Consider the following 26,190-nt stretch of genomic DNA (forward strand, 5'->3'; position numbering starts at 1 on the left):
CCACGGAGGAACCCGATGACAACCGCGACGAACGTGAAAGAGCTGAGCGGGACCTACGTGCTCGACCCGGCGCACACCCGGGTGGGTTTCGTCACCCGGCACGCGATGGTGACCAAGGTGCGCGGGGCGTTCAACGAGTTCACCGGCAGCGCCCGCTTCGATGCCGAGAACCCCGGCAACTCGTCGGGCGAGGTGACCATTCAGGCGGGCAGTATCGACACCCGCAATGCCGATCGCGACAACCATCTGCGCGGCCTCGACTTCCTGGGGCTGGAAGAGCACCCGGAGATCACCTTCCGCTCGACCGCGATCACACCGACCGGCCCGGACACCTTCGATGTGACCGGCGACCTCACCATCAAGGGCATCACCCGCTCGGTGACCGTCCCGTTCACGTTCGAGGGCCAGGCCGACGATCCCTTCGGTAACACCCGGGTCGGCTTCGAGGGTGCGACCACGATCAGCCGAAAGGATTTCGGGATCACCTGGAACGCCGCCCTGGAGACCGGTGGCGTCTTGGTCGCCGACAAGGTCGTACTGGAATTCGAGGTCTCGGCCATCAAGCAGGACGCGTAGCACCCGACCCGATTCCCGGGGACCGGCCGAGCCGACCGAGAAGCTCGAACTCAGCGCTCGGCCGGGTCGCGCAGCGCGGTGACCACATCGACGACGAGATTGCAGAGGACGAATACCGCGGCTGCGAAGGTCGTCGTCCCGACACGACCGCGACCGAAGAGTTTCCTCGTCGCAGAATTTTAATGAGCGCGCCCGGGACCGGGCCGGAATTCGCGGACCAGGAAAGCCGATCTCAGCTGCCACAGGCCCGCGGGATGGGCCGGGTCGAGCCCGGTGACCTCATGGATCCGCCTGAGCCGGTAGTCGAGGGTGTTCGGGTGGATGTGCATGGCTTCGGAGGTGCGGCGGCGATCGGAGTTGTTCCGGATGTGCTCACGCAGTGTGTCGAGCAGTTTCGGGTATTCGTCGAGGGGTTCCAGGAGCGAACGCAGGGCCTCCCGCCCCGGGCCGGGCCGGGTCAGCTGGTATTCCAGAGCGAAGTCGGCGAAGCGGTGGACGCCCGGGCTGCAGCCGAGCCGGTGCGCGATATCGAGAATGTCGTGGGCGCGGTCCACCGAGGAGGGGACGTCACCGGCCCGGGCGGTGGCCACCGCCGCGGTGATCGGCGTCCCCGCGGCCCGGGCCAGGGCGGCCACCAAATCCTCCGTCGCCGCCGGAACGGCGGGCTCGCCCGGCAGCAGTACGGTCCCGCCGTCCACGCTGAGCAGTGACAGCGCGCGTCCGCCCCAGGACAGGGCCGACAGGGCCGATTGGGTACGCCGCAATTTCCGGCGAGCCACCACTGAGGCGTCGACGGCCGGGTCGCCCTCGTCGGGATGCGGGGCGATGGACAATGCCAGGACGGTGTAGGTGTCGTGGATCTCGAAAGCGAACCCGGGCGTGGACATCCGGGCGGGCAGACCTGCCAGCAGGGCGGAGGTGAACGCCTGCACGGTCGTGTGGTCTTCACCGGCGGCCGCCTTCATATCGCGAACGTACGCGCGCGACACTGTGGCGCTGATGATCCGCAGCGCTGCCACCACACTTTGTGAGCCGGCGAGCACACTGTCGCGGTCCGTCCGGCCCGGCTCGAGCCGTCCGAGGCATTCGCGAAAGGTCTCGTTCACCCGGTGCAGCAGCGACTCCAGCGGAATACCCTCGTAGGCCCACCTGTTCGCGGCATCGGTCAGCCGGGCGGTCGCCGCCGAAGTCTCTGTCGCGGTGAGCAGATCCGAGGCCAAGCGCAGGCACCGCCGCACGGCGATATCGAGTGGTGTGCTGCGAGTGGCGAGTTCGTGTGATCGCTGGAGGACCAACCCCGCCAATCGGGCGGGCGCCGTCCCCGCTCGACCACCCGAGCCGGGCGACGCGTCGGTCATCGCGTTCGAAGAGCAAGAAACAGTGATACTCACGAGGACTCCTTCGGCCTGCTCCGGCGATCCTCGGCGGGTCCGCCGGAGATCGGAGCCCACGGTGGCGTGTACTCCCGAATCCGGCTGGTCCCGCTGATCCTTCGCCAGGACGACCAGCGTAAACCTGAGATCCGCTCATCTACTACTCACTACTCTTGCGGGCCGTCCGCCTTCGGATGAATGTCAATTCACCTGCGAATACAGAAGTTCATCCGACACTGCGCGGGCCTTCGACGACCATGGGGGTCGTCAGGTGCTCACTTTTCGCCGCCCGCACAACGGATGCACGACTGCGCCGGTTTCATCGCAGTAATCGGTCCTTCGACCGGACCTAGGTGGCGATCTCGCCCGCCCGGCCGGCAGTCTTCGCCGCCTCGGTTTCCAGCCAGGCGCTGAGCATGCGCGCGGTCATCTCGACGGCTTCGTGGCGGGCCGCGCTGTCGACCTCGGCGGCGGAAGCACGCAGAACTGCCGCAAACCCGGTATTGATGATGACGTAGGTCATGACGTCGTACTCGTGGTCGTCGCCGGGGCCGAGTATCTGGATCAGCAGCACCTTGATCAGTAAGCGCAGCCGGGGTTCGAATTCCGGGATACCGCTGCTGTAGAACTGCACGCCGTCGACCAGGGCGCGAACCAGATCGGCGTTCGCCGCGAGTTCGTCGCTGACGGCGTGCAGGATTTCGGCGAACAGGGTGTTCATCGATGTGTCCCGGGCTCCGGAAACCTGTTGCGTGAGACGTCTTTCGATGGTGTCATGCAGGCGCCTGAGTAGTTCGTCGACCATGACGGAGCGGTCGGCGAAGTACCGGTAGACGGTGCCGATGCTCAGTCCTGCCTCGGCCGCGATCCGGTTCGTCGAGGTGTTCGCGATACCGCGTTCGCCGAACAGGCGCGCCGCGGTGTCGAGGATATGTTCTCTGGTGGCCTTCGCACGCGCCTGCGTCGGACGCCGGCGAGTGCCGGTTTTCGAGGGCATCGCTCACTCCTGACTGCTCGGTCCCCGCCGCGGGATGCTCATGACGACGTCCGCTGTGGGCGGCTCAACGACTCCGGAGCTGCGCGCGCCACAAGGCTTCGGCGCGCCCGATATCGGTGATCGGCGGTTCCTGGTAGAGCCATTCCCGCGCGATGCGATGCCAGTTGTTGCGGGCCTCCAGCTGGCCGAGTGTCGCGAAGGTGAACAGATCCGCGCGCCGGGAGAAGAGGTGCTCCGGAGGAAGCAGCTGCCGGTGCATATCGTGGAAGCGATCTGCGCGCGGATCTATCGCGAGGACCAGCGCCGCGGTCGCGAGTTCGGGCGTCACCGTGATCTCCTCGTCCGACAGGTGCCAGCCTGCGGCAGCCCAGACATATTCGAGGCATTCCTGCGGTGATATCTTCGCGCCCCGATCGACGATGCCGCGTCCCACCCAGTATCGGTACAGGTCATCGGCGCGGTATTCACCGGCGGCGCGCAGGCATATCCGTTCGAAATCCGTATCCGCGGGACGCATTCGGTTGTAGAGACCGAAATCGACGAACGCGAGCCGGCCGTCCGAGGCGAGCAGGATGTTTCCCGGATGGGGATCACCGCAGAACTCGTGATCGGTGAACAAGGACGTGATGTAGAAGCGATAGATCAGCTCCCCGACCCGATCGCGTTCGAACCGGGACAACTCCCGGATCCGGTCGAACGAGTGTCCGTCGACGAATTCGGTGACCAGCACTCGTTTCCCGCAATGCGCTTCGACGATATCGGGAACGGTGATGAACGGGTGGCCGCGGTACCGTGCCGCGACATCGCGCTGGGCGCCGGCTTCACACCGGTAGTCCAGTTCACGTTCCAGATTGGCGGCGATCTCGGCGAGAACGGCGGAATCGGCCGCGCTGGGCACCAGCGACTTCCACAATCCGGCGAAGAACTCCAGATTGCGAATATCCGCGTCGATGGCCGCACCGATGCCCGGATACTGGACCTTCACCGCGACCCACCGGCCGTCCCGCAGTTTCGCGCGATACACCTGACCGATGGACGCGGCGGCGATAGGCGTCTCATCGAAGTCCGAGAACACCCGCCCCAGCGGTCCGATATCGGTTTCCAGCACGCCGCGCATCTCGGGAAAATCCACGGTCGGCGCCCGATCGCGCAGTTCCGCCAATTTCTGCCGGAACAGCTCGCGATGCGATTCGGGCACCAGATCGAGGTCGAGTACCGAGAGCATCTGCCCCAGTTTCATCGCCGCGCCCTTCATACTGCCCAGTACGGCGACGAGTTGTTGCGCGGCCTGGAGTGTCGATCGCTCAGCGAGTACGTGTCGCGCCGCCTCGGATCGGCCCGCCATCGACAGCCGCGTCCGGACACCGCGCACCGCCTGGTCGGCAGCCATCCGGCCCAGTACGCCTCCGCGACGCAGCCGGCCACGCGGTATTTCCGCCGCCACGACACCACATCCTTCGAATTCGGGTACCGATTATTCGCCCTGGTCCTCGGCGTGGATCCAGAACCCGGGCGAGGTGCCGCCGATCGGGACGCGGTCGCTGCCGGTCTTCAGGGCGTCGCCGAAGTACCGGATCCGGTAGTGGCCGGGTGTCGCGTCGGCGGGGCTGTGCCAGGCGATCGTGATCCGCGAGCTCGAGCCGGGGCCGGGCGCCCAGCTGAAGGTGGTCGTCCAATCACTGTCGTCGGCGATGGTTCGCCAGCGCTCCCCGTCGCGCCGCTGCACCATGAGATAGGTGCTGCCACGATGTAGATCGTGGTTGGGGTGCGCGCCGGCGAACTCGACCTCCACCCGCTCCCCGGCCCGGTATTCGGACGCGGGTTCGGTGAGCACATCGCCGAACCCGTATCCCACCGGCGGAAAGTCCGACGGCAGAGCCGATTCCGCGGGCCGCTGCCGCTCCGAGAGATCGGGCGCCCTGGTATCGGACGATACCGCGCTGCCGTCGCGCATCGCGGTCGCGAGCTGCGCCGCGACCTGCTGCAGGGCCGGCAGCTCCCATCGGCCGAACAGCGTGCTCGCGCCCTCGTAATGCTGTGCGTCGTACTCCTGCGGAGTCGTGACGTAATGGATGTAGGCGTTGCTGTATCCGGCGACCAGGACGTTGGCCGGCTCGGCGCCGAGGGCAGTTGCCACCGTGCGGCGCAATCGCAGGCCGGCGGCGATCGTCACCTCACCCGGGATACCGAGCAGATACAGCTCCCCGATCTGGAGGAGTTGCACCGGAACGATCTCTTGGACATACGGTCCGATCCGATTGAGCAGCCCGCCCGGGGCGACGATCGCCTTGGGCGCCTGCGCATCCCGCAGCGACGGCGCGAACCGGTACGCCAACCGCGACAGCAGCTCCCAGCCCGGATTCCGGCCTTCGCGGAAGGTCTTCCAGTGGGTGGGCCCGTCGTATCCCGCCCCCGCGAAGGCGGCCGCTCCCCCGGCCGGTCGTCCGGTCCGGTGTTCGCGTTCGTCTCCGGTGAACTCCGCGGACACGGTGACCGCGGACAGATCGATATGGACGGAGCGGAAATCGATGCTGCCGGCCATTCGAGGCATGTACCCCGCCGCGAGTTTCGCCGCGACCTCGTACTGGCGCAGGCCGAGGATCCGGGTGTTCTCGAACTCGTCGCCGGTAGGACCGTCACCGGGGCCGCCGCCCAGGTTGGGCGACATATCACCGGCGTTGGTCTGCGCGAAGGCCGCGACGAAGTCGGGGTCCGGGTCTGCCAGGTAGTTCACGCCCTCGACCACATGCTCCCAGTGATAGGCGGCGTACCCCTTGTTGTCGCCGCTGATCAGGGTGTTCCGGTTGGTCATCGAGGTGCAATGCGTGGCGAACCAGTTGACGACACCGACCGGTTCGCCCTCGCGATCGATACGCAGCAGGGTCGTCTGCGGATCGATGGCATCGGGAAAGAATTCCTTTTCCTCCTGCGGGTTCCGGTCGAATGCCGCGCGCGAGCGATTGACGCTGGCGTCGTGCAGCTCGCCGTGTGCCAAACGCAAGGTCGCCGGTGCGAGATCCTCGTGCGCACCCTCCACCGCCTCGATGATGCCGTCGACGATCGCCGCGAACGTTCTGGGCCGGAACCCGGCCGAGCCGTTGTACAGCCGGTGGTGCGAATAGCCGCCGGGCCCGCAGTGGGTGTGGGTTGCGGTGAGCATCACGTTGGACTCGGTATAGGTGTCGCCGAAGCGCTCGGCCAGGCGGCGCAGCACCTCCTGGGTGATGCTGGAGAAGATCAGCGGCAGGTCGGTCACGACCAGCAGGACCCGCCGGTCGACGAGGGGGTCCACGAAGACGAACGCGCGAGCGCGCAAACGGAGGTGTATCCCCGTCGTCTTCTGATCGGCCCTGCCATAGCCGAGCATGCCGGCCTCGGCCGGTTCCCCGGTGATGTCGGCAATGGCACGTCCGACCAGATGGCGGTCGGTCGAATAGTTCGTTTCCGGCATCGACCTCTTCTGTCCTGTTGGAATCGCCTCGCGGCGGCGGCCCGGATTCGTACAGGGACAAACTAGCAAGGGCGGAGTCGGGATCGCCTTGCGCGATAACCACCACAGCACCGGATGCGAGCCGTATCTCGCTCGAACATTTACGAGAAATGGGACCGCCGTGGGGCCTAGGATCGCTGCGATGACGATTTCCGACCATGCCTCGGGCCGGGCTCCGCACGGTGCCCCGATCGATACCGACGATCCGCGGATCCCGCTGTACGTACCGGAGTTCGCGGTCGACCCGCACAGCGCCTATCGCGAGATGCGCGAGCGATACGGGCCACTGGTTCCGGTGGATGTGGCGCCCGGCGTGCCCGCCACCTTGGTGATCGGCTACTACACCGCACTGCGTATCTTCAACGATCCGGATCATTTCCCTGCCGACCCACGCATCTGGCAGCGCACGATCCCTTCGGACTGCCCGGTGCTGCCGCTCATGCAGTGGCGGCCCAATGCCCGGCGCAACGACGGCACAACGCATGCGCGCTATCGGCAGGCGATCGTCGCGGGTCTGGCGGAGGTCGACCCGTATGGTCTGCACGAGACCGTGGCGCAGGCCGCTGTTCCGCTGATCAATTCGTTCTGCGGGGACGGATCCGCGGACCTGGTTCGCCAGTACGTTTTCCCGCTCACCTTCGCCGCGCTGAACGCGGTGCTGGGTTGCCCGGCCGAGATCGCCCAGCGGGCCGCGGCCGGGATGGCCGCGATGTTCGAGGGTGTCGGCGCCGAAGACGGCGCCAGGGAGCTGATGGAATCGCTACTGGAACTGGTCGCGCTCAAACGTCACGCGCCCGGCGATGATGTGACGACCCGGATACTGCGGCACCCCAGTGCCCTGACCGAGCCCGAGATCGTGAATCAGGTCGCCACTCTCTACGGCGCGGGCATCGAACCGCTGCAGAACCTGATCGTCAACGCGCTGCGCCTGATCCTCACCGACGAGCAGTTCGGGGACAGCGCACTCGATGGAAGCCTGTCCACCCGGGACGCTCTCGACCAGGTGCTGTTCAATGATCCACCGATGGCCAACTTCTGTTTCACTTTTCCGAAGCAGCCGGTTCTCATCGACGATTGCTGGTTACCGGCGCATCAACCCGTCGTCATCAGTATGGCGGCGTGCAATACCGATCCGGTGATCGGTTCGAGCCGGCTCACGGGCAACCGGGCGCACCTCGCGTTCGGCGGTGGGCCGCATGTGTGCCCGGCCAGCTCGCTGGCCTACCTGATCGCTCAGGACGCCATCGACCAACTGCTGGACGGATTACCCGAGATCCGGCTGGGCGTCCCGCCCGCCGATCTGACCTGGCGGGCGGGCGCCTTCCACCGTGCGCTCACCGCGCTGCCCGTGGTGTTCCCGCCCTCGCCTCCGCTGACCCCGGTATAGGCGTCATATGTTCCGCTGCCGGGCAACGTTGTTCAACCAGTCGGCCACGACCCGATCGGCGATCGTTGGATCGGTTCGCATGATGCGGGTCAGTTCGAGGCCGCGAACCAGGGCCATGAGTGATTCGAATGCGGTCCGGGCCGCTTCGGGATCGGCGATCCCGGCATGCTGATGGAACAGCGCCCACAGCGCCGAGCCCAACCGTCTTTCGGCCGGTAGCAGCGCCGCGCGCAACTGCGGGTCGGTGCGGGAGGCGGCCCACAGTTCGATCGCGGCCTGGAACGGAGGGCCTGCCATCGCCGACCGGATCGCGTGCACCATCCGGGGCAGGGCGTCGGGGCCGTCGCCGAGGTTCGCCACGAGATCGCCGAGGTCATGCAGGCGGATATCGGCGATGTGGTGGATCGCGGCGACGAGCAACTCCGATTTCGATCCGAAGTGATGCAGCAGGGCGCCCCGCGAAACCCCGGCCTCGTCCTGGATCCGTTGGGTGGTCGTATCCGCGTAACCGTGGTCCACCAGACACCGGACCGTAGCGTCGAGCAGCGCCGCACGAGTTCTCGCGTGCTGCGCTTTCCGCGTCAGGCCGCCGGTGCGCCGCGCGGCGGATTCGGGGTTACCGGGTTTCCGGTTCACAGCGGCCTGAGCTCACCGTCTGCGATCTGGTCCCGAAGCCGGAATTTCTGCAGTTTGCCCATGGCGTTCACGGGGTAGCTCTCGACGCGATACCAGGATTTCGGGGTCTTGTGCGGGGCGAGACGCTCCCGCAGGTAGTCGTGCAGTTCCGCGGATGAGGGGGTCGGCTGCGCCGGATCGGGGCGGACGACGGCGGCCACGCTCTCGCCCCACGCCCCGTCCGGCAGTCCGAGCACCACCGCGTCGGTGAGGGCCGGATGCGCGGCGAGGGCCGCCTCGATCTCGCGCGGATAGATGTTCTCGCCGCCGCGGATGATCATGTCCTTGAGCCGCCCGGTGACGCGGACATAGCCGCGTTCGTCCATGGTCCCCAGATCACCGGTGTGCAGACGCCCCTCGGCATCGATCGTTTGCGCGGTTTCCGCGGGCATATCGAGGTAGCCGATCATCTGCTGATAGCCGCGGGCGCAGATTTCACCCTCGACTCCGAGGGGTTGCACCGACCCGGTCGCGGGATCGCGGATGGATACCTCGACTCCGGGAAGGGGGCGTCCCGCCGTGTACAGGTTGTCCTCGCGGCTGTCGGCCGGGCTCGTCTGGCACACGATCGGAGCGAGTTCGGTCTGGCCGTATACGGCGCTGGTCGCCGCGCCGCAGGCGGTCGCCCAGCCGTCGGCCAGCGCCGGCGGGACGGCATCGCCCCCGGACATCACCACCTGCAGCGCGCCGAGATCGAATTCGGCGAAGCGGGGGTGTGCGAGCAGGGCGTGCAGCATGGCGGGTACGCCGCCGAAGATCTCGGCGCGGTACTCCTCGACAGCGGTCAGCATCGTGGTGGGATCGAAGATCTCGGCGAGGACGAGCGTGGCCCGCTGGTGCACCGAACCGAGTCCGGCGAGACCGCATCCCGCGGTGTGGAACAGCGGCAGCGCGGTGGCGAATATCGCGCCTCGCGACGCGCCGCAGCGCTCGCGCACGAAGGCCGCGTTGGTGACCATCGACCGGTGCGCGAGTACCGCCGGTTTCGCGCGGCCGGTGGTGCCGGAGGTGAATTGGATCTGGGTGGCGGACCGGGGATCGACAACCGGCAACACCGCCCGCTTCTCGGTGCCGCGAACCTCGTCGAGCCACCCCTCGAAGCCGACGGCCGCACGGACAGTGGGCACCGCGGGCAGGACCGTATCGACCAGCGCGGTCATATCGGTGCCGCGGAAGCTGTCGACGAAGAAGACGCCGGCCGCATGGGACTTGTCGAGCGCGTACTCGAGTTCGGGTCCGCGCAGAGCGGGGTTGGTGGTCACCAGCACCAGCCCGGCGAGTGCGGCACCGTATTGGAGCACGAGCCACTCGGGGACGTTCGGCGCCCACACCGCGATATGCTCGCCCGGCCGGAAACGGTCGAGCAACCAGGCAGCGGCATGCTCGGCATCGTCGCGCAGCTCGGCATAGGTCCAGATCCGGGCGCGGCGTTCCGGGGCGACCGAAACCAGGGCGAGCCCGTCCGGTACTTCGGCGGCCGCCTCCCGCAGCAGTTGGCCGACCGAGATGTCCAGAATGGGCCGGCCGGCATCGACCGGCCACGAGGATTCGGTGAGCGCTGTCATCGGCCGGTCTCCGGCGCGGCTGCCGCCTGCTCCTCCAGCTCGCGCTTCATCCGGGCGATTTCGTCGTCGGCGGGGACGGCGCCGCCACCGTCGGGAATGAAACGGCCGGTATCGCGCCACTGGACCGCGGCGTCGAAACCGTGCTGCTGCGCGAAGTCGACGAACCAGCGGCCTTCCGGGGAGTGGCGGGTGATGCCGTCGAAGAGCACGGCCAGGTTCTGGGTCGTCTGCAGACCCATGTTGTCGTAGGCCTGGTTGATCATCATTTTCTGCATGACCAGCTGATTGGTGGGAATACCGGCCATCCGGTCGACGAGTTCTTCGACCGCGGTATCGAGTTCGGCGGCGGGCACCGCGTCGATGACCAGACCCCACTCCCGGGCCCGGGTGCCGTCGATGGTGTCGCCGGTGAGCAGCATCCTTTTGGCGCGTTCGGCGCCCAGGCGATAGACCCACATCGCAGTTGTCGGGCAGCCCCACACCCGGGCCGGCATGTACCCGATCCGCGCGTCCTCGGCCATCACGACCAGATCGCAGGAGAGCGCGATATCGCTACCCCCGGCCACCGCGTATCCGTGCACCTTCGCCACGGTCGGTTTGGACGAGCGCCAGAGCGAGAAGAAGTGGTCGGTATTGGCCTTCATCATCCGGAAATCCTTGATCGGATCCCAGACCGCACCCTGGTGCTCCGCACCGCCTTCCGCGTAGAGCTTCAGGTCGTAGCCGGCGCAGAACGCGCGCCCCGCGCCCTGGACCACGATCACCCGCACCGAATCGTCGGCGTTCGCCGCGGCGACTGCCTCGCCGATCTCGCGGGCCATCTCGCCGGTGATCGCGTTCAGCCGGTCCGGGCGATTCAAGGTGAGGTAGGCGCGATGCGCCCGCACTTCGTAGTCGACCGTTGTCCCGGTGAAAGTCATGTCGGCGTCCCAATCTCGGCGGCGATGGTGCCGGTACATTTTCACAGTCCAATCGGACTGTCAATAGTCGTACCGAGGGTCACCTCGACCGATGGACAGGGATGCACACCCGGGTTTCGGACAGTCCGTCACGGTGGCAACGGTGCGCCCACGAGTTCGGCGAGCTTCTCCAGAGCGCAGGTGACGGTGTCGTCCAGGATTCGCGGCGGATCCCCGGTGAGAAGGTGATGCCAGGTGGTCGCGCCGCTCGAGGTCGCGGCCGCGAACCACACCGAACCCGCCGGTTCACCGTCCTGCGGACCGGGGCCGCCGACCCCGGTCACCGCCACGGCGATATCGGCGGCGAGCAGCTCACGAACTCCCCGCGCCATCGCCTCGGCGGCGCGCTCGCTCACGACCGGCACATCCGGTACCCGGAGCACTCGCCGCTTCGCCTGCTTCGTATAGGCGACCACGCCACCGACGAACCATTCTCCGGAATCGGGTGCGGCACCCAGCGCGGCGGCCAGATTGCCGGCGGTCAGCGATTCCGCGACCGCGATCCCCACTCCCCGCCGCAGGGCGCGCTCGGCGATCACACGCCCCAATTCCTCATGCGTCACAATCCACCTCCGGGACCGCCCCGGGCACATCGGTGGCGACCTCTGCGCGCCATTCGTGACCGAGTTGTGCGACCACCTCTCGGGGCACCATCGAATTCTCCCAACGTCGAGGCCTCGGTGCGTCCGAGTCCGATCCGGTGTCGGGTGACGCCTACCCGTGGAGTCGGCGGCGAAACCTGCGGCCGCCGGTGTTACCGGTCTCTCGGTAACACCCATCTGCGTAGGGCGTCGATGGTTGACTCGGGCGAGGTGTTGAAGCAGTATTTCACCCCCGGGGACAGTGCGCCGACCACATTGACGACGCGCTCGAACAGCAGTGTGTGCTCCGGGCTCACCCGCAACCCGGCGCCGATCATCACGACCGCAAAAGGCTTCTCCGCGGCGCACCCGCGCAGTGCGGTTTCCGCTGCATCGGGATCGGCCGGTAGCAGACACGACACCACATCGAACCCCGCGTCGTGCAACGCGCGATCGCCGGCGGCGATCCGCGCGGCGAGTATCTCCTCGTCCAGACCCGGTAGCCGGCTGTAGTCGAGCGCGCTGGGGTGTAGCCCGATCGACAAGACGGTCGTCGCCCCGCTGGTTCCGTTCATACTGTCTACTTCCTCCTCTGCCGACACCCGGATGAACCCGGTGACTCCCGCGGCGATCAGGAGCGCGATGCCGATCGCGAACAGCCTGGTTCGAGATCCCGTTCCCGTGCCGGAATGGTCGTCGTTCACCATGGCGTGCGGCCGCTGCGGTCGAAGAATCCACCGGTGGGACCGGTGGCATCGATATCGGCCAGATCGACAATGGCGTCGGTACCCTCTGTCACCGTCTGGAAGCCGCGGTGGGCGGTGAGGTCGGTGGCCGTATAACCCGGGTCGACGGCGTTGATTCGGATACCGGGGAGAGCACGGGCGTACTGGCTGGTGATCATGTTCAATGCGGCCTTCGATGCCGGGTACCCGAGTGCGGGAGGCGCGAGACCGGCCGAGGCGGGGTCGGTCATGGTCGCTATGGATCCCATTCCGCTGGACACCATGACGATCCTGGGATTCTCGCCGGCCTGCAACAGCGGAAGAAATGCATTCGTCACCCTGATCGTACCGACGACGTTGGTCTCGAATACCACTCCGACGTCGGCGGCCCGTGTCTCGCCCGGCGGGGTCGCCGGCGCACCGACACCGGCATTGTTGACCAGGACGTCCAGATGCCGGGTGTGAGTCCGCACCAGATCAACGGCTGCCTGCACCGACTCGTCGCTGGTGATGTCCATCGGTACGAAGTCCGCGTGCAGGCCCTCCGCGGCCAGCTCTCGTATTGCCGCGGACCCCCGTTCGACGTCTCGCGCGGCCAGCAACACCCGCCATCCCATGGTCGCGAAACGCCGTACGGCTTCGCGGCCCAATCCTTTGTTCGCGCCGGTCACCAGAACAGTTGTCGCGGCCGCTGTCGTTGTCATACCTGCAGCATCGCGATCTTCGCGCCGGCTCTCCAGGACCGCCGGCCCCTGGGACCGGCAGTACCATTCCCTCGGCCGGGCGCCCAGGGCACGATAGAAGAATGAACAGGGCCGAACTCGCGTCCGTGCTGCGTACTGCGCGTTCCCGGATCAAACCCGGTGATGTCGGACTGCCGTCGGGACAGCGGCGACAGGTTCCCGGACTCCGGCGCGAAGAGGTCGCGCAGTTGGCAGGGCTCAGCGTCGACTACATCGTCCGGCTCGAACAAGGGCGAGGGCCGAAACCGTCCGCGCACGTGCTCGGCGCGCTGACCCGCGCATTGCGCGTCAACGATGAAGACCGTGATCTGGTGTTCCGGCTCAGTGGCTGCGAACCACCGCACGAGGGATACGTCCCGATGCTGGTAGGTTCCAGCGTGCTCCGGACGATGGACCGGATCTCCGCCCGCCCCATGCTGGTACTTTCGGCCAAATCCGATGTGCTGGTCTGGAATCCTCTCGCTGCGGCTCTGCTCGGCGACTTCTCCGAATGGCCGGCGGCGCACCGCAACCTCATCTGGCAGCGTTTCCTCGGCACGGGCCTCGACCGGGTCGTACGAACGCCGGAGGAGGAGGAGGACTCCGCCGCTCACTGTGTGGGTTGCCTCCGTACCGCGCAGTCCCGGTATCCCGAGGATCCGGATCTCGTACGTCTCGTCGCCGAGCTGCGGGCCGGCAGTGCACGGTTCGACGATCTGTGGCGCGCCGGGAGGTCCGGCTCGATCCGGGCCACGACCGCGACGATCGACCACCCCGAGTTCGGCCTGCTCACTCTCGACTGCGACACCCTTCTGGTCCCGGACACCGGCCAAACCTTCGTCATCTACTCCGCCCCGCCGGACACACCGGAAGCCAGCGCGCTGGATCTCATGCGTATCACGGGCATCGAACGATTCAGCTACTGACCCGGGGCGCGGAGGGTTCGGCCGCCGCGCATGCGGCCTGGCTTCGGGCGTGGATCGGGAAGTGCCGGTGCGGTTCTCGTATCGGTCAGCGGAGCCGAGCGGCGATGACGATGGCCAGTGATGGGCAGCCGTGCGGGTGCTTCTAGGCTCGCGGGGGTGTTGAGTGGGTCGAGTCACCGCGGCGACGAGCCGAGGGTGTCGTTGAAACGGATACCGGTGCCGGTGGCCCGGGCGGTGGTGGACTGCGGGATCTATCGCGACGGTCACAGGCTGCCGGGGCGTTTCGGCTTCGCAGAGGCGCTGGCCGAGGTCCGCGACAGCGAGAGCAGTGGGTTCGTGTGGCTGGGTCTGCACGAACCCGATATCCATCAGATGGGCGAGGTCGCCGAAGTATTCGGGTTGCATCGGCTGGCCGTCGAAGACGCCGTGGCCGGAAATCAACGCCCGAAGCTGGAGCGCTACGACGACACCCTGATGTTCGTGCTGCGTACCGTGGCCTACGTCGAGCACGATATGCACAGTGTCAGCGAGATCGTGCTCACCGGACAGATACTGATCTTCCTCGGCGCCGATTTCGTCGTCGCGGTCCGCCACGGCGAGCATTCCGGCTTGCGGCCGCTTCGCGCGGAACTGGAAGCCGATCCGGAACGGCTGCGGCTGGGCCCCGGCGCGGTGCTGCACGCGATCGCCGACCATGTCGTCGACACCTACCTGGAGGTCGTGCGGGAGATCGAAGCCGACGTCGAGGAGATGGAGCAGGAAGTGTTCACTCCCCGCTCCCAGCTTTCCATCGAATCGATCTATCAGCTCAAACGCGAAATCGTGGAGCTGCGCCGCGCGGTGGTGCCACTGGACCTACCACTGCAGGTCCTCACCCGGCCCGAGTCCGGTCTCGGCAAGGAGGTGCGCCGCTACCTGCGTGATGTCACCGACCATCACACCACCGCCGCCGAACGCGTCCACGATTTCGACGATGCGCTCTCCGCGCTCATCAGCGCCACTCTGGCCCGTATCGCCGTGCGGCAGAACACCGATATGCGCAAGATCTCCGCACTGGTCGCCCTGGCCGCTGTGCCCACCATGCTCGCCGGGATCTACGGGATGAACTTCGAACACATGCCCGAACTCAAACAGCCCTGGGGCTATCCGACAGTGCTGGCCGTGATGGTGGCGGCGTGCGGCGGGCTGGTCGTGATGTTTCGCCGCAACGGCTGGCTGTAGAAGTCCGCATGGTCGCCGGTCGACACCGAAAAGGTTCGGCATTTCGGCGGAAATGTGACATATAAAAAGGTGTCATCGAAAACTTCTGATTTCGCGCACCGACGCGGGAAAGCCCTCACGGACGGCCGGATGGTGCGGGCTGCCCGGCGACCACGACACCGGGTCATCACGGGTTCTGATGCAGGCCAGGCACCTTGGAGCCGACCCGCTGGGCATCGATCCAACTGTCCCTTTCCGGGGCCTTGCGCCATTCGCCGATCGCCCCGGGCGCATTCCCACTCGGGGCGGTAGTGGCCCATCGCACTACTCCCTCGCTTGCGGCCGATCCATCACACCAATACTGTTCCGACACAGGAGATGTCCCGAATGGGACAAATTCCCGGATCTGTTGCTGTTGCTGTCATTGGAGTTCCCGGCATTGACCAAGTCCATACCGTCGCCCGAAACCGGTACCGCCGGATGCCCGTACTCCAGGAACGGTCAGACCGATCCCACCCCCCGCGTTCCTCTGTACACCGAGGAGTACGCCGCCGATCCGCATCGCGTCTTCGCCCAGATGCGTAGCCGGCACAAAACTCTCGCACCGGTGGAGCTGGCCCCCGGCATTCCGGCGACCCTGGTGATCGGCTACCACACCGCGATCCGGATCTTCCATGATCCCGAGCACTTTCCGGCCGACGCGCGTTCGTGGGAGAAGAGCGTTCCCGCCGACCACCCGCTCATGCCCATGATGGGCTGGCGCCCCAATGTGATGCGCAGCACGGGCACGGAACATGCCCGCTACCGGCAGGCCATCACAGCGGCCCTCGACGGGGTCGATCTCTTCTCCATGCACCAGAACGTCGAAGCGATTGCCGCGCCGCTGATCAACGACTTCTGCATGGACGGCGGAGCCGAGATCATCGGCCAATACGCTTTCCCCCTGACCTTCCAGGTGCTCAACGCCATGCTGGGTTGCCCACCGGATCTCGGGCAGCACATCGCTGCCGGCATGGCCGCCATGTTCGAAGGCGGCGCCGCCGCCACCGATGCGGACGCCAGGATCAACGAAGCACTCCTGGAGCTGGTCGCGCTCAAACGCGCCGAACCCGGCCGCGATATCACCTCCCGCCTGCTGGCCCACCCGGCGCAGCTCGAGGACTCGGAGATGGTGCACCAGCTGGCCGTGCTCTACGGGGCGGGAATCGAGCCGCTGACCAACCTGACCGTCAACACCCTGCTGCTCATGATCACCGATCCCCGATTCACCGGTACGTCACCCGATCCCGCTCCGACAACCCGGGACGCACTCAACGAGCTGCTGTACACCGACCCGCCGATGGCGAATTACTGCCTCAGCTACCCGCGGCAGCCGATCATGCTCGACGGGATATGGCTGCCCGCCGATCAGCCGGTCGTCATCGGCATGTCGGCCTGCAACAACGATCCGGCGATCCACTCGGGCCAATACACCGACAACAACGCGCATGTGGCCTGGGGTTCGGGCCCGCATGCCTGCCCCGCCGGTTCGGTTGCCTACATGATTGCCCAGAACGCCATCGATCAGCTGCTCGACGCGCTCCCCGAAATGCGGCTTGCCTGCCCGGTCGAGCAACTGCGTTGGCGGCCAGGACCTTTCCATCGCGCACTCGCGGCGATGCCGGTCATGTTTCCGCCCTCACCGCCCCTCGGTCTCTGACATCGCGGCGCTGCGGCAACCTGCGGGTGAACTGTGAGTGATTCACATTTTCGCGAACACGGCACCCCACAGCTTCGCGAACACAGCACCCCACAGTCCAGGCAGATGACTGTGTAGAATTTTCGCGCCGAATCCCGTTGCGCCGGAACAAGTCCTGCCATCTTCGCGCGTATCGTAAAAAGCGCCAGTGATAGCGCAGGGGGATCGCGCTGTGGCCGGGACTATTCTAGAATTGTTTCTAGCGCTAACGAGGTCAGTACCCTACGACCGTTCCGTATCCGCATTCTCACCAATCACCCGCCGATCCAGTGGTTCGGCAACGCATCGGCAACAATGTCAATGTCGACATGTTCGTCTCGCCGGTGATATCTAGCAGCGCACACCTTGCCGCATCGCCCCGAGGAGGATGTCGTGGCTCAGCCAGTTTTTCTGGACGTCAGGCCAAGTAAGGAACGCATTTTAACCCGAGCATTCGAACTCGCGCAAGAGGATCCGGCATTGGCCGAACGTTTGATGCGCGTGAACGACGTGGCCCGAGGTATTCGAACGGTGGAGGTCTGGGTTACCGATGCCTGCAACCTGCGGTGCAAGGGCTGCTGGTTCTTCGAACACGATATGGACAAGCAGAGCGTCGAGATCCGTGACCTGGGCACGATCCGCGCATTCGCCGAATACCTGCGCGATACCAAGAAGATCACCAGCACACTGCTGATCGGTGGTGAACCGGCACTGGTCCTCGATCGAGTCCGAGTGTTCGCGGAGACGATTCAGAATGTCCAGGTGGTGACGAACGGGACCCGGCCGATACCCTACGACGGACTGGAAGATGTCGGCATCGCGGTGTCCCTGTGGGGCGGTGGACCGGTCGACGACGAGTTGCGTGGCCACGGACCCAACGGCCGGCGGATCAGCGGGTTGTTCGGCAAAGCGCTGGGCATCTATGCCGACGACCCGCGGGCCACCTGGGTCTATACGCTCAGCGAGGCCGGGATGCCGTACCTCGAGCAAACTGTCGAGGCCATCGCCAACAACGGCAACCAGATCAACTTCGGTTACTACAGCGACAACGGCACCGATCCCACCGCGCGACTACGTAACGAAGAGCACGCGATCCAGGAAATGACCCGGATGCGCGAAACCTATCCCGATACCGTTATCGGGCACCCCTATTACTACCGCACGCTGGTCACCGGCCGCACGCATTGGGGTACCTTCGGCGCGGAGACCTGCCCCAGTATCAGCAACGATCACCCGGCACATGCCGAGCGGATGGTCGAGGGGCATCCGGTTGTCGGGCGCTTCAACGCGTATCGGACCGATCACAGTGTCCAGTACTGCGCCACCACCGGCGACTGCGACAACTGCCGGGACAGTCAGGCCGTGTGGAGTTGGTTGCTGGTCAATATGCATCGCTTCCTGGGCGATCTCGAACAGCTGGACACCTGGGTGACATTGGCCGAGAACTTCTACCGCCAGTACTACTGGTCCAGTTATCATCCCGCCCGGCAGACACCCGCCGAATCGGCTATCGGCGCATAGCGTCGGGCGACACCCAACCATGGCACGAATATCTCTGGAGAAGGCGCGGCTCTTCTCGGATGTCCTTCGGGGCGACCCGGGGGCCCGGATCCTCTGGGCCCGCCCCGGGGCGAACCGGCATCGGCAATACGAGAAGGTCCGCGCCCGAGGCGCACTGGCCGCCAGCCGCCGCGGTCTGCTGTTCACCGCCTCCCATGCCCTGAGCCACCGGGTGCTCACCAGCAGCGATTTCGGGCCGGCGCCCATCGGTGCGTCGGCCCGGCGCCGCAATGCAACCGGCGACACCACGCTCGTCCATCCGGTCGACGACTCTTTCCTGAAGCTGGAACCACCCCGGCACACGGAGCTGCGATCCCTCGCAGCTCCCACATTCCACCGGCGCGAGCTCACAGACCTCGGGCCCCGGATCGAAAAGATTGTCGAGCACCGCCTGAACGAGCTTCCACGCGGCCGGGTCACCGATCTGATCACGAACTATGCCGAAGCCGTTCCCATGGCGATGATCTCGCATATTCTGGGGCTACCGGATACGGAGGCCCCGCGTTTCGCCGCCTGGGGAAACGTACTCGCCTCGTTACTGGACGGCGCCCGGACAGCGCAGGAACGGGAGCGTTCCCGTGCACTCGTCACCGAGATGACGGCGTACTTCAAGGATCGTCTGGACCACGTCGACCCGCAGAGTGCCGGGCTCATCGCCGGTTTGGCGCAGCAGGTCCCGGCACAGCTGACCCTGCGTGAGGCCATCGCTACGTGCAGCATGCTCCTGGTCGGCGGTTTCGGCACCACGACACACCTGCTCGGGAACACTCTCCACATGCTGCTGCGGCAGCCCCACCTCCGCCCGGCCGACGGCGATTACACGCCGGTGATCGAAGAATCCCTGCGTTACGACACCCCCGTCCAGTACGTCGTCCGGGTCGCCAAGACCGATACCCGGCTCGCCGATCGTGCCATCACCGCGGGAACGCCGATCGTGCTACTCCTCGCCGCCGCGAATCGGGATCCGGAAGTCTTCACCGACCCGGACCTGTTCGATCCGCGACGCCGGGAACCTCATCGCCACCTCACCTTCAGTGCCGGGATCCATTTCTGCATCGGCGCCGCGCTGGCCCGCGCGGAAGCCGCAATCGCCGTCCAACGCTTCTTCGAAAGGTATCCGAACGCCCACATCGCGGGAAAGATTTCCCCCCTGCATTCCCGCGCGCTCCACGGCGTGCGCCGGTTGCCCGTTGTCGTCGACACCTGATGGTCATGACGTAGCCGACGTTTCACTGCCGTGCGAAGGCGAGCCCACCGGCAACGGCGAGCACCCGGTCCGGTGGCGATGGTGGCGGCACGGGCGAGGCCTGATCCGGGCCGTCGGGGGCGTCCTCGGTTCCGGTGACGCGGCTCTGATAGAGCAGATATCCGCCGCCCGCCGCGGCAGCCGCGAACGCCCACTCATCGCCGCGGGCCTGCACGCCGTCACCACGGTCGCCGGCGAGCTGGCAGGCCGATAATCCATCACCGCGACTCCGGGATACCCGCGCTCCAGGCCGGGCCGGCATCGCGGAAGGCCACGGTATGCCCGGCCACGCGGTGGCTCACCACCCGGCCCGCACGGCCGGCAGGCGTGGTTGAACCGGCATCGACCGGGTAGGACGCCGGCAACGGCGTATCACTACCCGAGACGCAGGAGGGCTCATGTCGCTGCAGGTCGCCGACTATGTACTGCAACGCCTACGCGAATGGGGAGTCGAGCAGGTCTTCGGCTATCCGGGCGATGGGATCAACGGCCTCGTGGCCGCCTTCGGTCGCGCGGATAACCAACCGCGCTTCGTACAAGCCCGCCACGAGGAGATGTCGGCTTTCCAGGCCACCGGTTACGCCAAGTTCAGCGGACAGGTGGGGGTATGTGCCGCCACCTCGGGGCCGGGTGCCATCCACCTCCTCAACGGCCTCTACGACGCGAAACTCGACCACGTTCCGGTGGTCGCGATCGTCGGGCAGACCGCACGAAGCGCCATGGGCGGCAGCTACCAGCAGGAGGTGGACCTGCAGTCCTTGTTCAAGGACGTCGCCTCCGACTATCTGGTCGAGGTGAATGTCGCGAGCCAGCTGCCCAACGCGCTGGACCGAGCATTTCGCACCGCGATGACGCGCCGCGCACCGACGGTCGTGATAATTCCCGCCGACCTGCAGGAGGAGCCGTACCGACCACCCGAACACGAGTTCAAACACGTTCCGTCGAGCCCGCCGAGCAGCCCGCACACCACCGCGACCCCGCCTGAATCGGAAATCGAACGGGCAGCCGAGGTACTCGATCACGGTTCCCGCGTAGCGATCCTCGTCGGACAAGGAGCACGCGGGGCCGCGGAGGAAGTCGTCGAGATCGCGGAACTCACCGGCGCCGGGGTCGCCAAAGCCCTACTCGGCAAAGACGTGCTCTCCGATGAACTGCCTTTCGTCACGGGCTCGATCGGCCTGCTCGGAACCCGGCCCAGCTACGAGATGATGCGGGACTGCGACACTCTGCTGATCGTCGGGTCCAACTTTCCCTACTCACAGTTCCTGCCGGAATTCGACCAGGCCCGCGCGGTGCAGATCGATATCGACGGGGCGTCGATCGGAATGCGCTACCCCACCGAAGTGAACCTGGTCGGTGATGCCCGGGCCACGCTGCGGCAACTGATTCCGCTGCTCCAGCGCAAGACCGACCGCGCCTGGCGCACCACGATCGAGGACAATATCGCCCGCTGGTGGGAGACCATCGGACTGCAGGCGGCGCTGGAAGCGAAACCGGTCAATCCGATGCGGGTGGTCACCGAACTGTCCGAACGCATTCCCGAGAACGCGATCGTCACCGCCGATTCGGGGTCGTCGACGAACTGGTATGCCCGCTGCCTGCGCTTCCGGGGCGAGATGCGCGGATCACTCTCGGGAACACTCGCCACGATGGGACCGGCCGTTCCCTACGCCATCGGCGCGAAATTCGCCCACCCGGACCGGCCGGCGATCGCCCTCGTCGGCGACGGCGCCATGCAGATGAACGGCCTGGGTGAGCTCATGACCATCGCGCGCTATCGGCACCTGTGGAGTGATCCGCGGTTGATCATCTGTGTATTCCACAACAACGACCTCAACCAGGTCACCTGGGAGCTTCGAGCCATGGGCGGAGCACCCAAGTTCGAGGAATCGCAGCGCCTGCCCGACGTGCCCTACGCCGACCTGGCCCACGAGATGGGCCTCGACGGCATCTCGGTCGACCACCCCGACGATCTCGCGGATATGTGGGATCGAGCCCTGGCCACTCAGGGCCCGACGGTGCTGGACGTGCGCTGCGATCCCGAGATGCCACCGATCCCGCCCCACGCCACCTACGAGCAGATCAAAGATATGGGCAAATCGGTACTGCGCGGCGACCCGGAGGCATGGCATCTCATCGTGCAGGGGGCGAAGACCAAGGCCCAGGAGTTCCGTCCATGATCCGCTGCGTGGACCGCGGCCGCGTGGGTATCCGCACCCGCATGAACACACCGAACCCCGATCCCAGGACTGCGGCCGAGCTACAGGACGAGCCGGATTTCGCCGACGAGCACTCCGAAACCACGCATGCCGACGAGCACCCGGTCGGCGAAGACATCGAATCCGACGAGTCGACACCGACCGGGTCGAGCGGAATGGACTAGCCGGCCCCGTACCCGGACCGGGTAGCGCGGCGGTATGGCGAGGAGCGTTTTCCGCGACTCCGACAGCGTGCTGCCGACGGACCACGGGCCGGCGGCCGGTGCGACGGAGCCCTACTCGATTTCGTGGGCGACGCCCGGTGCGTACTCCTCGGGGAAGCCACGTGGTCCGCGATTTCGTCGAATGGTTGCGTGAGTACAACGATGGGAAACGTCACGTGCGGTCGGCGTCTACGGTCTCGATATGTACAGCATGGCCGGTTGGCCGCAGAGGTCGTCGGCTCGTTCGTGAAAAAGCAGCGGACCCGTTCCACTCCGTCCCGGGCCATACGCCCCCGAGGCCGCGCGAGCTTTCTGAGTTGCCCGACCTCGGCAGGCGTTGGACGGCCGCGGTGCCGGAACCGCACCCGTCGCACCGGCCGCATCACTCAGGCACGATCGACGAGCGAAGCGTAACCGGCCCTGTCCGCGCAATGCGCACAACAGAACACCTGGCCGTCCGCTTCCACGCCGTGGCCCAGGATTCGACAGCTACAGTGTCCGCAGATCGGCGCGAGTTCATGTGCGGCGCATTCGAAACTGTCGAAAGTCCAGGACCGCCCGTCGCGGCTGACGGTGAAGGCCTTGTCGTAGTCGTTACCGCAGGTATCGCAGACGGCCATGGCAATCAGGCCAATCGCGCAGCGAGCAGCGCCTTGGCCTGCTCGGCTCCCTTACGGCTCTCGCCCTGGGCCCGCTTGAAGAATTCGGCGAGCTCACTATCGCCGGTCCGCTCGGCATCCTGGCTGTACACCTCCATGCGCAAGGCATTGCTCAGGCAGTTCTCGGCGAACCAGAGCAGGTTGTAGTCCTTGTCCTTCGTGCCGGTGACCTGCCCGGTCTCCTGTTCGATTGCCATGGTCTCCGCACCTCCTGAACGGGTTGTTCCACTGACGGCGGTCCGCCGTCAGTGAGCGGCCTACCCGGGTCGAGCCCGGAGAAACACATATCCCTCCGGTCATCACGCGCGGTCGGCGATCGGCCGCCGGGTTTCAGTTCCCGTGGGCGGGTCCAGCCCGGATATGAGCCTGGAGGAGTACCGCAACAAGCGCCCGTCCGGCCACAGCCCCGAGCCACGCGGGCGGCAACCACGGAAACAGGGGCGCGCACGGGGCGCGCCGCGGTTCGTGATCCAGCACCATGCGGCGAGCACCGACCATTACGACTTCCGGATCGAGATCGACGGCGTACTCGTGTCCTGGGCGGTGCCGAAGGGACCCTCCACCGATCCGAAGGACAAGCGGATGGCCGACCGGCGACGACGAGACCTGGCTCCTCGTCAAACGCACCGGGGAGGGCGCCGACGCCCGGCGGAACCCGGTGCGCACCCGGCCGGAGTCGGTGTTGTCCGGACGCACTCCGGACGACCTGTCATGACGATACGGCTACCCGACGACCTGCGTACCGCGCTGCGAGACGAGGCGGTGCCCGACTGGCGGTCACCGACGCTGGCGACCCTGACCGACCAGCGGTTCGACGACCCGGACTGGATCTTCGAACGCAAATTCGATGGAGAGCGCTGCTTGGCCTTCCGCGACGGCGACCGGGTACGACTGCTCTCACGCAACAGGCGATCGCTCGATACCACCTATCCCGAACTCGTCGAGGCGCTCGCCGCGCAGTCGAGGTCCCGATCCCGGGGAAAGGTCCGCGAGACCGATGTCCACTGGGTGCATCCGGAACTGGTAGCCCAGGTGGGTTTCACCGAGTGGACCCGCGACAGCAAATTGCGCCACCCTCGCTACACCGGTCTGCGTCTGCGCACCGACAAGGCCGCCGAGGACGTTGTGAGGGAGACACACCGATGACCCGTACCGAGGTAGAGATAACCCACCCCGACCGGGTGCTGTTCCCGGCGTCCGGACTGCGCGGCACCTCTTCCTGAACCGGCCGCACTCGCCGATGGAGTGCGGCCGGACCGGATCCGGCGACGACTACACGAGCTGTTCCGTGGGATCGAGGACAACTTTGACGGCCCCGTCCGACTTCTGCTGGAACATCTTGTACGCGTCCGGGGCGGCGGCGAGCGGACGCCGATGTGTGGCAAAGGAATCCACACCGAGCGGGTCGTCGTCACGCAGTAGCGGCATGATGTCGTCGACCCACCGGGTGACGTTGGCCTGACCCATACGCAGCTGGATCTGCTTATCGAACAAGATCCGCATCGGGAGCGGATCGACCATTCCCCCGTACACGCCGATAAGCGATATCGTTCCGCCGCGGCGGACGATGTCGATCGCGCTACGGAAGGCCGTCAGCCGATCGATGGCGGCGGTGTCGCTGAGTTTTTCGGCCACCGCATCGGGCAGGTACGTGACCGAACGTTGCGCGATGGAACCGAGCGGTGACCCGTGTGCTTCCATCCCGACGGCATCGATCACCGCATCGGTTCCCCGGCCGTCGGTCCGGTCGCGGATGGCGTCGCCCAGCCCGTCCCCCACCTCGGTGAGGTCGACGGTCTCGATCCCCCGGGCCGCGACTCGTGCCAGCCTTTCGCCGACCAGGTCGACACCGATCACCCGGAAGCCCCGGTGGGCAGCGACCCGGCACGCCATATCGCCGATCGGCCCCAGCCCGAGCACGGTGACCGATCCGCCGGCGGGCACAGCTGCGTACTCCACCGCCTGCCAGGCGGTGGGCAACACATCCGACAGATACAGAAATCGCTGGTCTTCGGGCCCGTGCGGCACCTTGATGTGGGTGGCGTCGGCGTACGGGACGCGCAGGTATTCCGCCTGCCCACCCGGCACCTGCCCGTAGAGCTTGGAGTAGCCGAAAAGCGCCGCACCGCTGCCTTGTCCGGTCACCTGCGTCGTCTCGCACTGGGTCGGCAGGCCCTGATCGCACATATAGCAGGCGCCGCAACTGATCTGGAACGGTACGACGACCCGGTCGCCTTCGCGCAGGGTTTTCACCGCGCTTCCGACCGCTTCGACAATGCCCATCGGCTCGTGGCCCAGCACATCGCCCCTACTCATATACGCGCCGAGCACTTCGTACAGATGCAGGTCGGAACCGCATATACCCGAGGAGGTCACTCGGATGATCGCGTCGGTCCCTGCCTCGATCCGGGGATCGGGTACGGTTTCGACTCCGACCTCGCGCCGGCCCTGCCATGTCACGGCCTTCATCACGTACCTTTCTTCCGTTACCGCAGCGGCTCGACCGGGTCAGTCGGGCGGCTCCTGGATCTGGTCGGGAACAGAGCCACCGGGTATATCGGCGGCGATACCCAGCTCCTGTTCGTACTGTCCCGGCCCGAGGTCCCCGGCGGGTCGCCGAGAGCGTTCGTCGTCGGGCACATCCCGAGGGTCATCTCCGGTTTCCGTGGTCGTATCGGGTTCTTCTTCGGCAAGCCGCTCGCGCAGTGCGCGTGGCTCGGCCTGTTCGCGTGTCGTCATGCCGTATTTGTCCACCCCGGACCAATGCTCCGGCGGGTCCATGCCTTTTTCGAGGGGATCTTCGTGCAAGGGGTCTTCGTCGAGATCCTCCGCACTGCTGAGGGCCACGGGGTCGGTCTCGACAGGTTCGGACGATTCCGTAGGAGGTTCGTAGGATCCATCCGATTCGGTCATCGCTTCATCCTTTCTTCGACTACGCCAACTCCCGGGCGATCTGATGGCTGTCGATCAGTGCGCGTTCCGCCCCGGGAGACAACCCGACCGGCGTGGCCGTCGCTCCGGTGGTCATCCCTTGTTCGAGCCGCCCGCCCATATCCCCGGCATCGATGCCGGCGCCCTGCAGAATGTCTGCGATCGTAGGGATGCGGGTCGCCGCCCACAGCAGGTGTTCGGTGTCGAGGTGCTGCCGGCCCGACGCCGCCGCCTGCTCGGCAGCGAGAACCAGGAGATCAGGCGCCGGTTGGCTGAGTAGCCGGGTCAGATCGACCGAGCGCTCCCGGCGGGCCGGCCCGTACCCACCGAAGAACTGGGCCAGAAACTGGTCGAACGGAGTACTCCCCTGGTCCGGCGGGAAAAACGTCATGGTCATCTCCTCTCACGATGACAAGGTGGCGCGAATGGCGGCCCGGCCGCGCACAAGGGTCACTGCTGCGCGAGGTGCCCGGGAATCG

Annotated in this window: 26 protein-coding genes and 1 pseudogene; 11 read left to right on the plus strand and 16 right to left on the minus strand. The window is 66.3% G+C overall.

Annotated features, from left to right (window positions below):
* The first annotated feature begins 15 nt into the window (after nt 1–15).
* On the plus strand, nt 16–576 hold the full coding sequence (locus AB0F41_RS00520) for a YceI family protein (RefSeq protein ID WP_357420470.1): 561 nt from the start codon (nt 16–18) through the stop codon (nt 574–576).
* A gap of 179 nt (nt 577–755) precedes the next feature.
* On the opposite strand, the gene AB0F41_RS00525 is transcribed toward AB0F41_RS00520, so the two are convergent.
* The 4 genes from AB0F41_RS00525 to AB0F41_RS00540 all read right to left on the minus strand — a co-directional run bounded on the left by AB0F41_RS00525 (nt 756) and on the right by AB0F41_RS00540 (nt 6,397).
* On the minus strand, nt 756–1,934 hold the full coding sequence (locus tag AB0F41_RS00525; RefSeq protein WP_357420471.1) for a helix-turn-helix domain-containing protein: 1,179 nt from the start codon (nt 1,932–1,934) through the stop codon (nt 756–758).
* A 364-nt stretch (nt 1,935–2,298) separates the two neighbouring features.
* Nucleotides 2,299–2,946 (minus strand): TetR/AcrR family transcriptional regulator, encoded by a 648-nt coding sequence (locus AB0F41_RS00530; protein WP_357420473.1) that lies wholly within the window; start codon nt 2,944–2,946, stop codon nt 2,299–2,301.
* A 64-nt stretch (nt 2,947–3,010) separates the two neighbouring features.
* A complete protein-coding gene (locus tag AB0F41_RS00535; RefSeq protein ID WP_357420970.1) occupies nt 3,011–4,336 on the minus strand; it encodes an AarF/ABC1/UbiB kinase family protein in 1,326 nt (441 codons plus the stop codon).
* 84 nt (nt 4,337–4,420) lie between these two features.
* Nucleotides 4,421–6,397 carry a neutral/alkaline non-lysosomal ceramidase N-terminal domain-containing protein gene (locus tag AB0F41_RS00540; RefSeq protein ID WP_357420474.1) on the minus strand — a complete coding sequence of 659 codons (1,977 nt, stop codon included), beginning with the start codon at nt 6,395–6,397 and terminating at the stop codon, nt 4,421–4,423.
* Nucleotides 6,398–6,578: 181 nt separating this feature from the next.
* On the opposite strand from AB0F41_RS00540, the gene AB0F41_RS00545 reads away from it, so the two are divergent.
* On the plus strand, nt 6,579–7,823 hold the full coding sequence (locus AB0F41_RS00545) for a cytochrome P450 (protein ID WP_357420476.1): 1,245 nt from the start codon (nt 6,579–6,581) through the stop codon (nt 7,821–7,823).
* A 3-nt stretch (nt 7,824–7,826) separates the two neighbouring features.
* Here the strand turns inward: AB0F41_RS00545 and AB0F41_RS00550 are convergent, their stop codons facing one another.
* The 6 genes from AB0F41_RS00550 to AB0F41_RS00575 form a co-directional block, all read right to left on the minus strand.
* Entirely contained in the window at nt 7,827–8,459 is a 633-nt protein-coding gene (locus AB0F41_RS00550) for a TetR family transcriptional regulator (RefSeq protein ID WP_357420478.1), read from the minus strand.
* Nucleotides 8,456–10,063, minus strand: coding sequence for an AMP-binding protein (locus AB0F41_RS00555; RefSeq protein ID WP_357420479.1), 1,608 nt, complete (start codon nt 10,061–10,063; stop codon nt 8,456–8,458). The genes AB0F41_RS00550 and AB0F41_RS00555 overlap by 4 nt, the downstream gene beginning before the upstream one ends.
* Nucleotides 10,060–10,983: a crotonase/enoyl-CoA hydratase family protein gene (locus AB0F41_RS00560; RefSeq protein WP_357420481.1), complete on the minus strand. Its 924-nt coding sequence runs from the start codon at nt 10,981–10,983 to the stop codon at nt 10,060–10,062. The genes AB0F41_RS00555 and AB0F41_RS00560 overlap by 4 nt, the downstream gene beginning before the upstream one ends.
* Nucleotides 10,984–11,111: 128 nt before the next feature.
* A complete protein-coding gene (locus AB0F41_RS00565; RefSeq protein WP_357420482.1) occupies nt 11,112–11,561 on the minus strand; it encodes a CinA family protein in 450 nt (149 codons plus the stop codon).
* Between the two features lie 215 nt (nt 11,562–11,776).
* Complete coding sequence (locus AB0F41_RS00570) at nt 11,777–12,178, minus strand: hypothetical protein (RefSeq protein ID WP_357420484.1); 402 nt, start codon at nt 12,176–12,178, stop codon at nt 11,777–11,779.
* Nucleotides 12,179–12,303: 125 nt separating this feature from the next.
* Nucleotides 12,304–13,032, minus strand: coding sequence for an SDR family NAD(P)-dependent oxidoreductase (locus AB0F41_RS00575; RefSeq protein ID WP_357420486.1), 729 nt, complete (start codon nt 13,030–13,032; stop codon nt 12,304–12,306).
* 101 nt (nt 13,033–13,133) lie between these two features.
* On the opposite strand from AB0F41_RS00575, the gene AB0F41_RS00580 reads away from it, so the two are divergent.
* The 5 genes from AB0F41_RS00580 to AB0F41_RS00600 all read left to right on the plus strand — a co-directional run bounded on the left by AB0F41_RS00580 (nt 13,134) and on the right by AB0F41_RS00600 (nt 19,660).
* On the plus strand, nt 13,134–13,976 hold the full coding sequence (locus tag AB0F41_RS00580) for a helix-turn-helix transcriptional regulator (protein WP_357420487.1): 843 nt from the start codon (nt 13,134–13,136) through the stop codon (nt 13,974–13,976).
* A gap of 195 nt (nt 13,977–14,171) precedes the next feature.
* The gene (corA, locus tag AB0F41_RS00585; protein ID WP_357420489.1) at nt 14,172–15,197 is read left to right on the plus strand and encodes a magnesium/cobalt transporter CorA; all 1,026 of its coding nucleotides are present in this window, start codon (nt 14,172–14,174) and stop codon (nt 15,195–15,197) included.
* Nucleotides 15,198–15,615: 418 nt separating this feature from the next.
* Nucleotides 15,616–16,875, plus strand: coding sequence for a cytochrome P450 (locus AB0F41_RS00590; protein ID WP_357420491.1), 1,260 nt, complete (start codon nt 15,616–15,618; stop codon nt 16,873–16,875).
* A 498-nt stretch (nt 16,876–17,373) separates the two neighbouring features.
* A complete protein-coding gene (locus AB0F41_RS00595) occupies nt 17,374–18,414 on the plus strand; it encodes a radical SAM protein (RefSeq protein ID WP_357420492.1) in 1,041 nt (346 codons plus the stop codon).
* A gap of 19 nt (nt 18,415–18,433) precedes the next feature.
* Complete coding sequence (locus AB0F41_RS00600; protein WP_357420494.1) at nt 18,434–19,660, plus strand: cytochrome P450; 1,227 nt, start codon at nt 18,434–18,436, stop codon at nt 19,658–19,660.
* A 22-nt stretch (nt 19,661–19,682) separates the two neighbouring features.
* On the opposite strand, the gene AB0F41_RS00605 is transcribed toward AB0F41_RS00600, so the two are convergent.
* On the minus strand, nt 19,683–19,961 hold the full coding sequence (locus tag AB0F41_RS00605; RefSeq protein ID WP_357420496.1) for a hypothetical protein: 279 nt from the start codon (nt 19,959–19,961) through the stop codon (nt 19,683–19,685).
* Nucleotides 19,962–20,097: 136 nt separating this feature from the next.
* Between AB0F41_RS00605 and AB0F41_RS00610 the strand changes: the two genes are divergently transcribed.
* Nucleotides 20,098–21,879, plus strand: a complete 1,782-nt coding sequence (locus tag AB0F41_RS00610) for a thiamine pyrophosphate-requiring protein (RefSeq protein WP_357420497.1) — start codon at nt 20,098–20,100, stop codon at nt 21,877–21,879.
* A 41-nt stretch (nt 21,880–21,920) separates the two neighbouring features.
* Nucleotides 21,921–22,082, plus strand: a complete 162-nt coding sequence (locus AB0F41_RS00615) for a hypothetical protein (RefSeq protein ID WP_357420499.1) — start codon at nt 21,921–21,923, stop codon at nt 22,080–22,082.
* 425 nt (nt 22,083–22,507) lie between these two features.
* Here AB0F41_RS00615 and AB0F41_RS00620 read toward each other — a convergent pair whose 3' ends face one another.
* The gene (locus AB0F41_RS00620; RefSeq protein WP_357420501.1) at nt 22,508–22,741 is read right to left on the minus strand and encodes a hypothetical protein; all 234 of its coding nucleotides are present in this window, start codon (nt 22,739–22,741) and stop codon (nt 22,508–22,510) included.
* 5 nt (nt 22,742–22,746) lie between these two features.
* The gene (locus tag AB0F41_RS00625) at nt 22,747–22,977 is read right to left on the minus strand and encodes a hypothetical protein (protein WP_357420503.1); all 231 of its coding nucleotides are present in this window, start codon (nt 22,975–22,977) and stop codon (nt 22,747–22,749) included.
* Nucleotides 22,978–23,140: 163 nt separating this feature from the next.
* Between AB0F41_RS00625 and AB0F41_RS00630 the strand changes: the two are divergent.
* Both AB0F41_RS00630 and AB0F41_RS00635 read left to right on the plus strand, forming a co-directional pair.
* Nucleotides 23,141–23,317, plus strand: a pseudogene (locus tag AB0F41_RS00630) (DNA ligase); the annotation flags it as partial.
* A 174-nt stretch (nt 23,318–23,491) separates the two neighbouring features.
* Nucleotides 23,492–23,926 carry a hypothetical protein gene (locus AB0F41_RS00635; protein WP_357420971.1) on the plus strand — a complete coding sequence of 145 codons (435 nt, stop codon included), beginning with the start codon at nt 23,492–23,494 and terminating at the stop codon, nt 23,924–23,926.
* 126 nt (nt 23,927–24,052) lie between these two features.
* Here the strand turns inward: AB0F41_RS00635 and AB0F41_RS00640 are convergent, their stop codons facing one another.
* From AB0F41_RS00640 to AB0F41_RS00650, 3 genes are read right to left on the minus strand one after another with little or no spacing between them, the layout of a single operon-like run.
* Nucleotides 24,053–25,249 (minus strand): alcohol dehydrogenase catalytic domain-containing protein, encoded by a 1,197-nt coding sequence (locus AB0F41_RS00640; RefSeq protein ID WP_357420505.1) that lies wholly within the window; start codon nt 25,247–25,249, stop codon nt 24,053–24,055.
* 39 nt (nt 25,250–25,288) lie between these two features.
* Entirely contained in the window at nt 25,289–25,693 is a 405-nt protein-coding gene (locus AB0F41_RS00645) for a hypothetical protein (protein ID WP_357420507.1), read from the minus strand.
* A gap of 19 nt (nt 25,694–25,712) precedes the next feature.
* Nucleotides 25,713–26,102 carry a Clp protease N-terminal domain-containing protein gene (locus AB0F41_RS00650; RefSeq protein ID WP_357420508.1) on the minus strand — a complete coding sequence of 130 codons (390 nt, stop codon included), beginning with the start codon at nt 26,100–26,102 and terminating at the stop codon, nt 25,713–25,715.
* Nucleotides 26,103–26,190 lie beyond the last annotated feature (88 nt).

It is taken from the genome of Nocardia sp. NPDC024068 (assembly GCF_040638875.1).
Lineage (GTDB): Bacteria > Actinomycetota > Actinomycetes > Mycobacteriales > Mycobacteriaceae > Nocardia.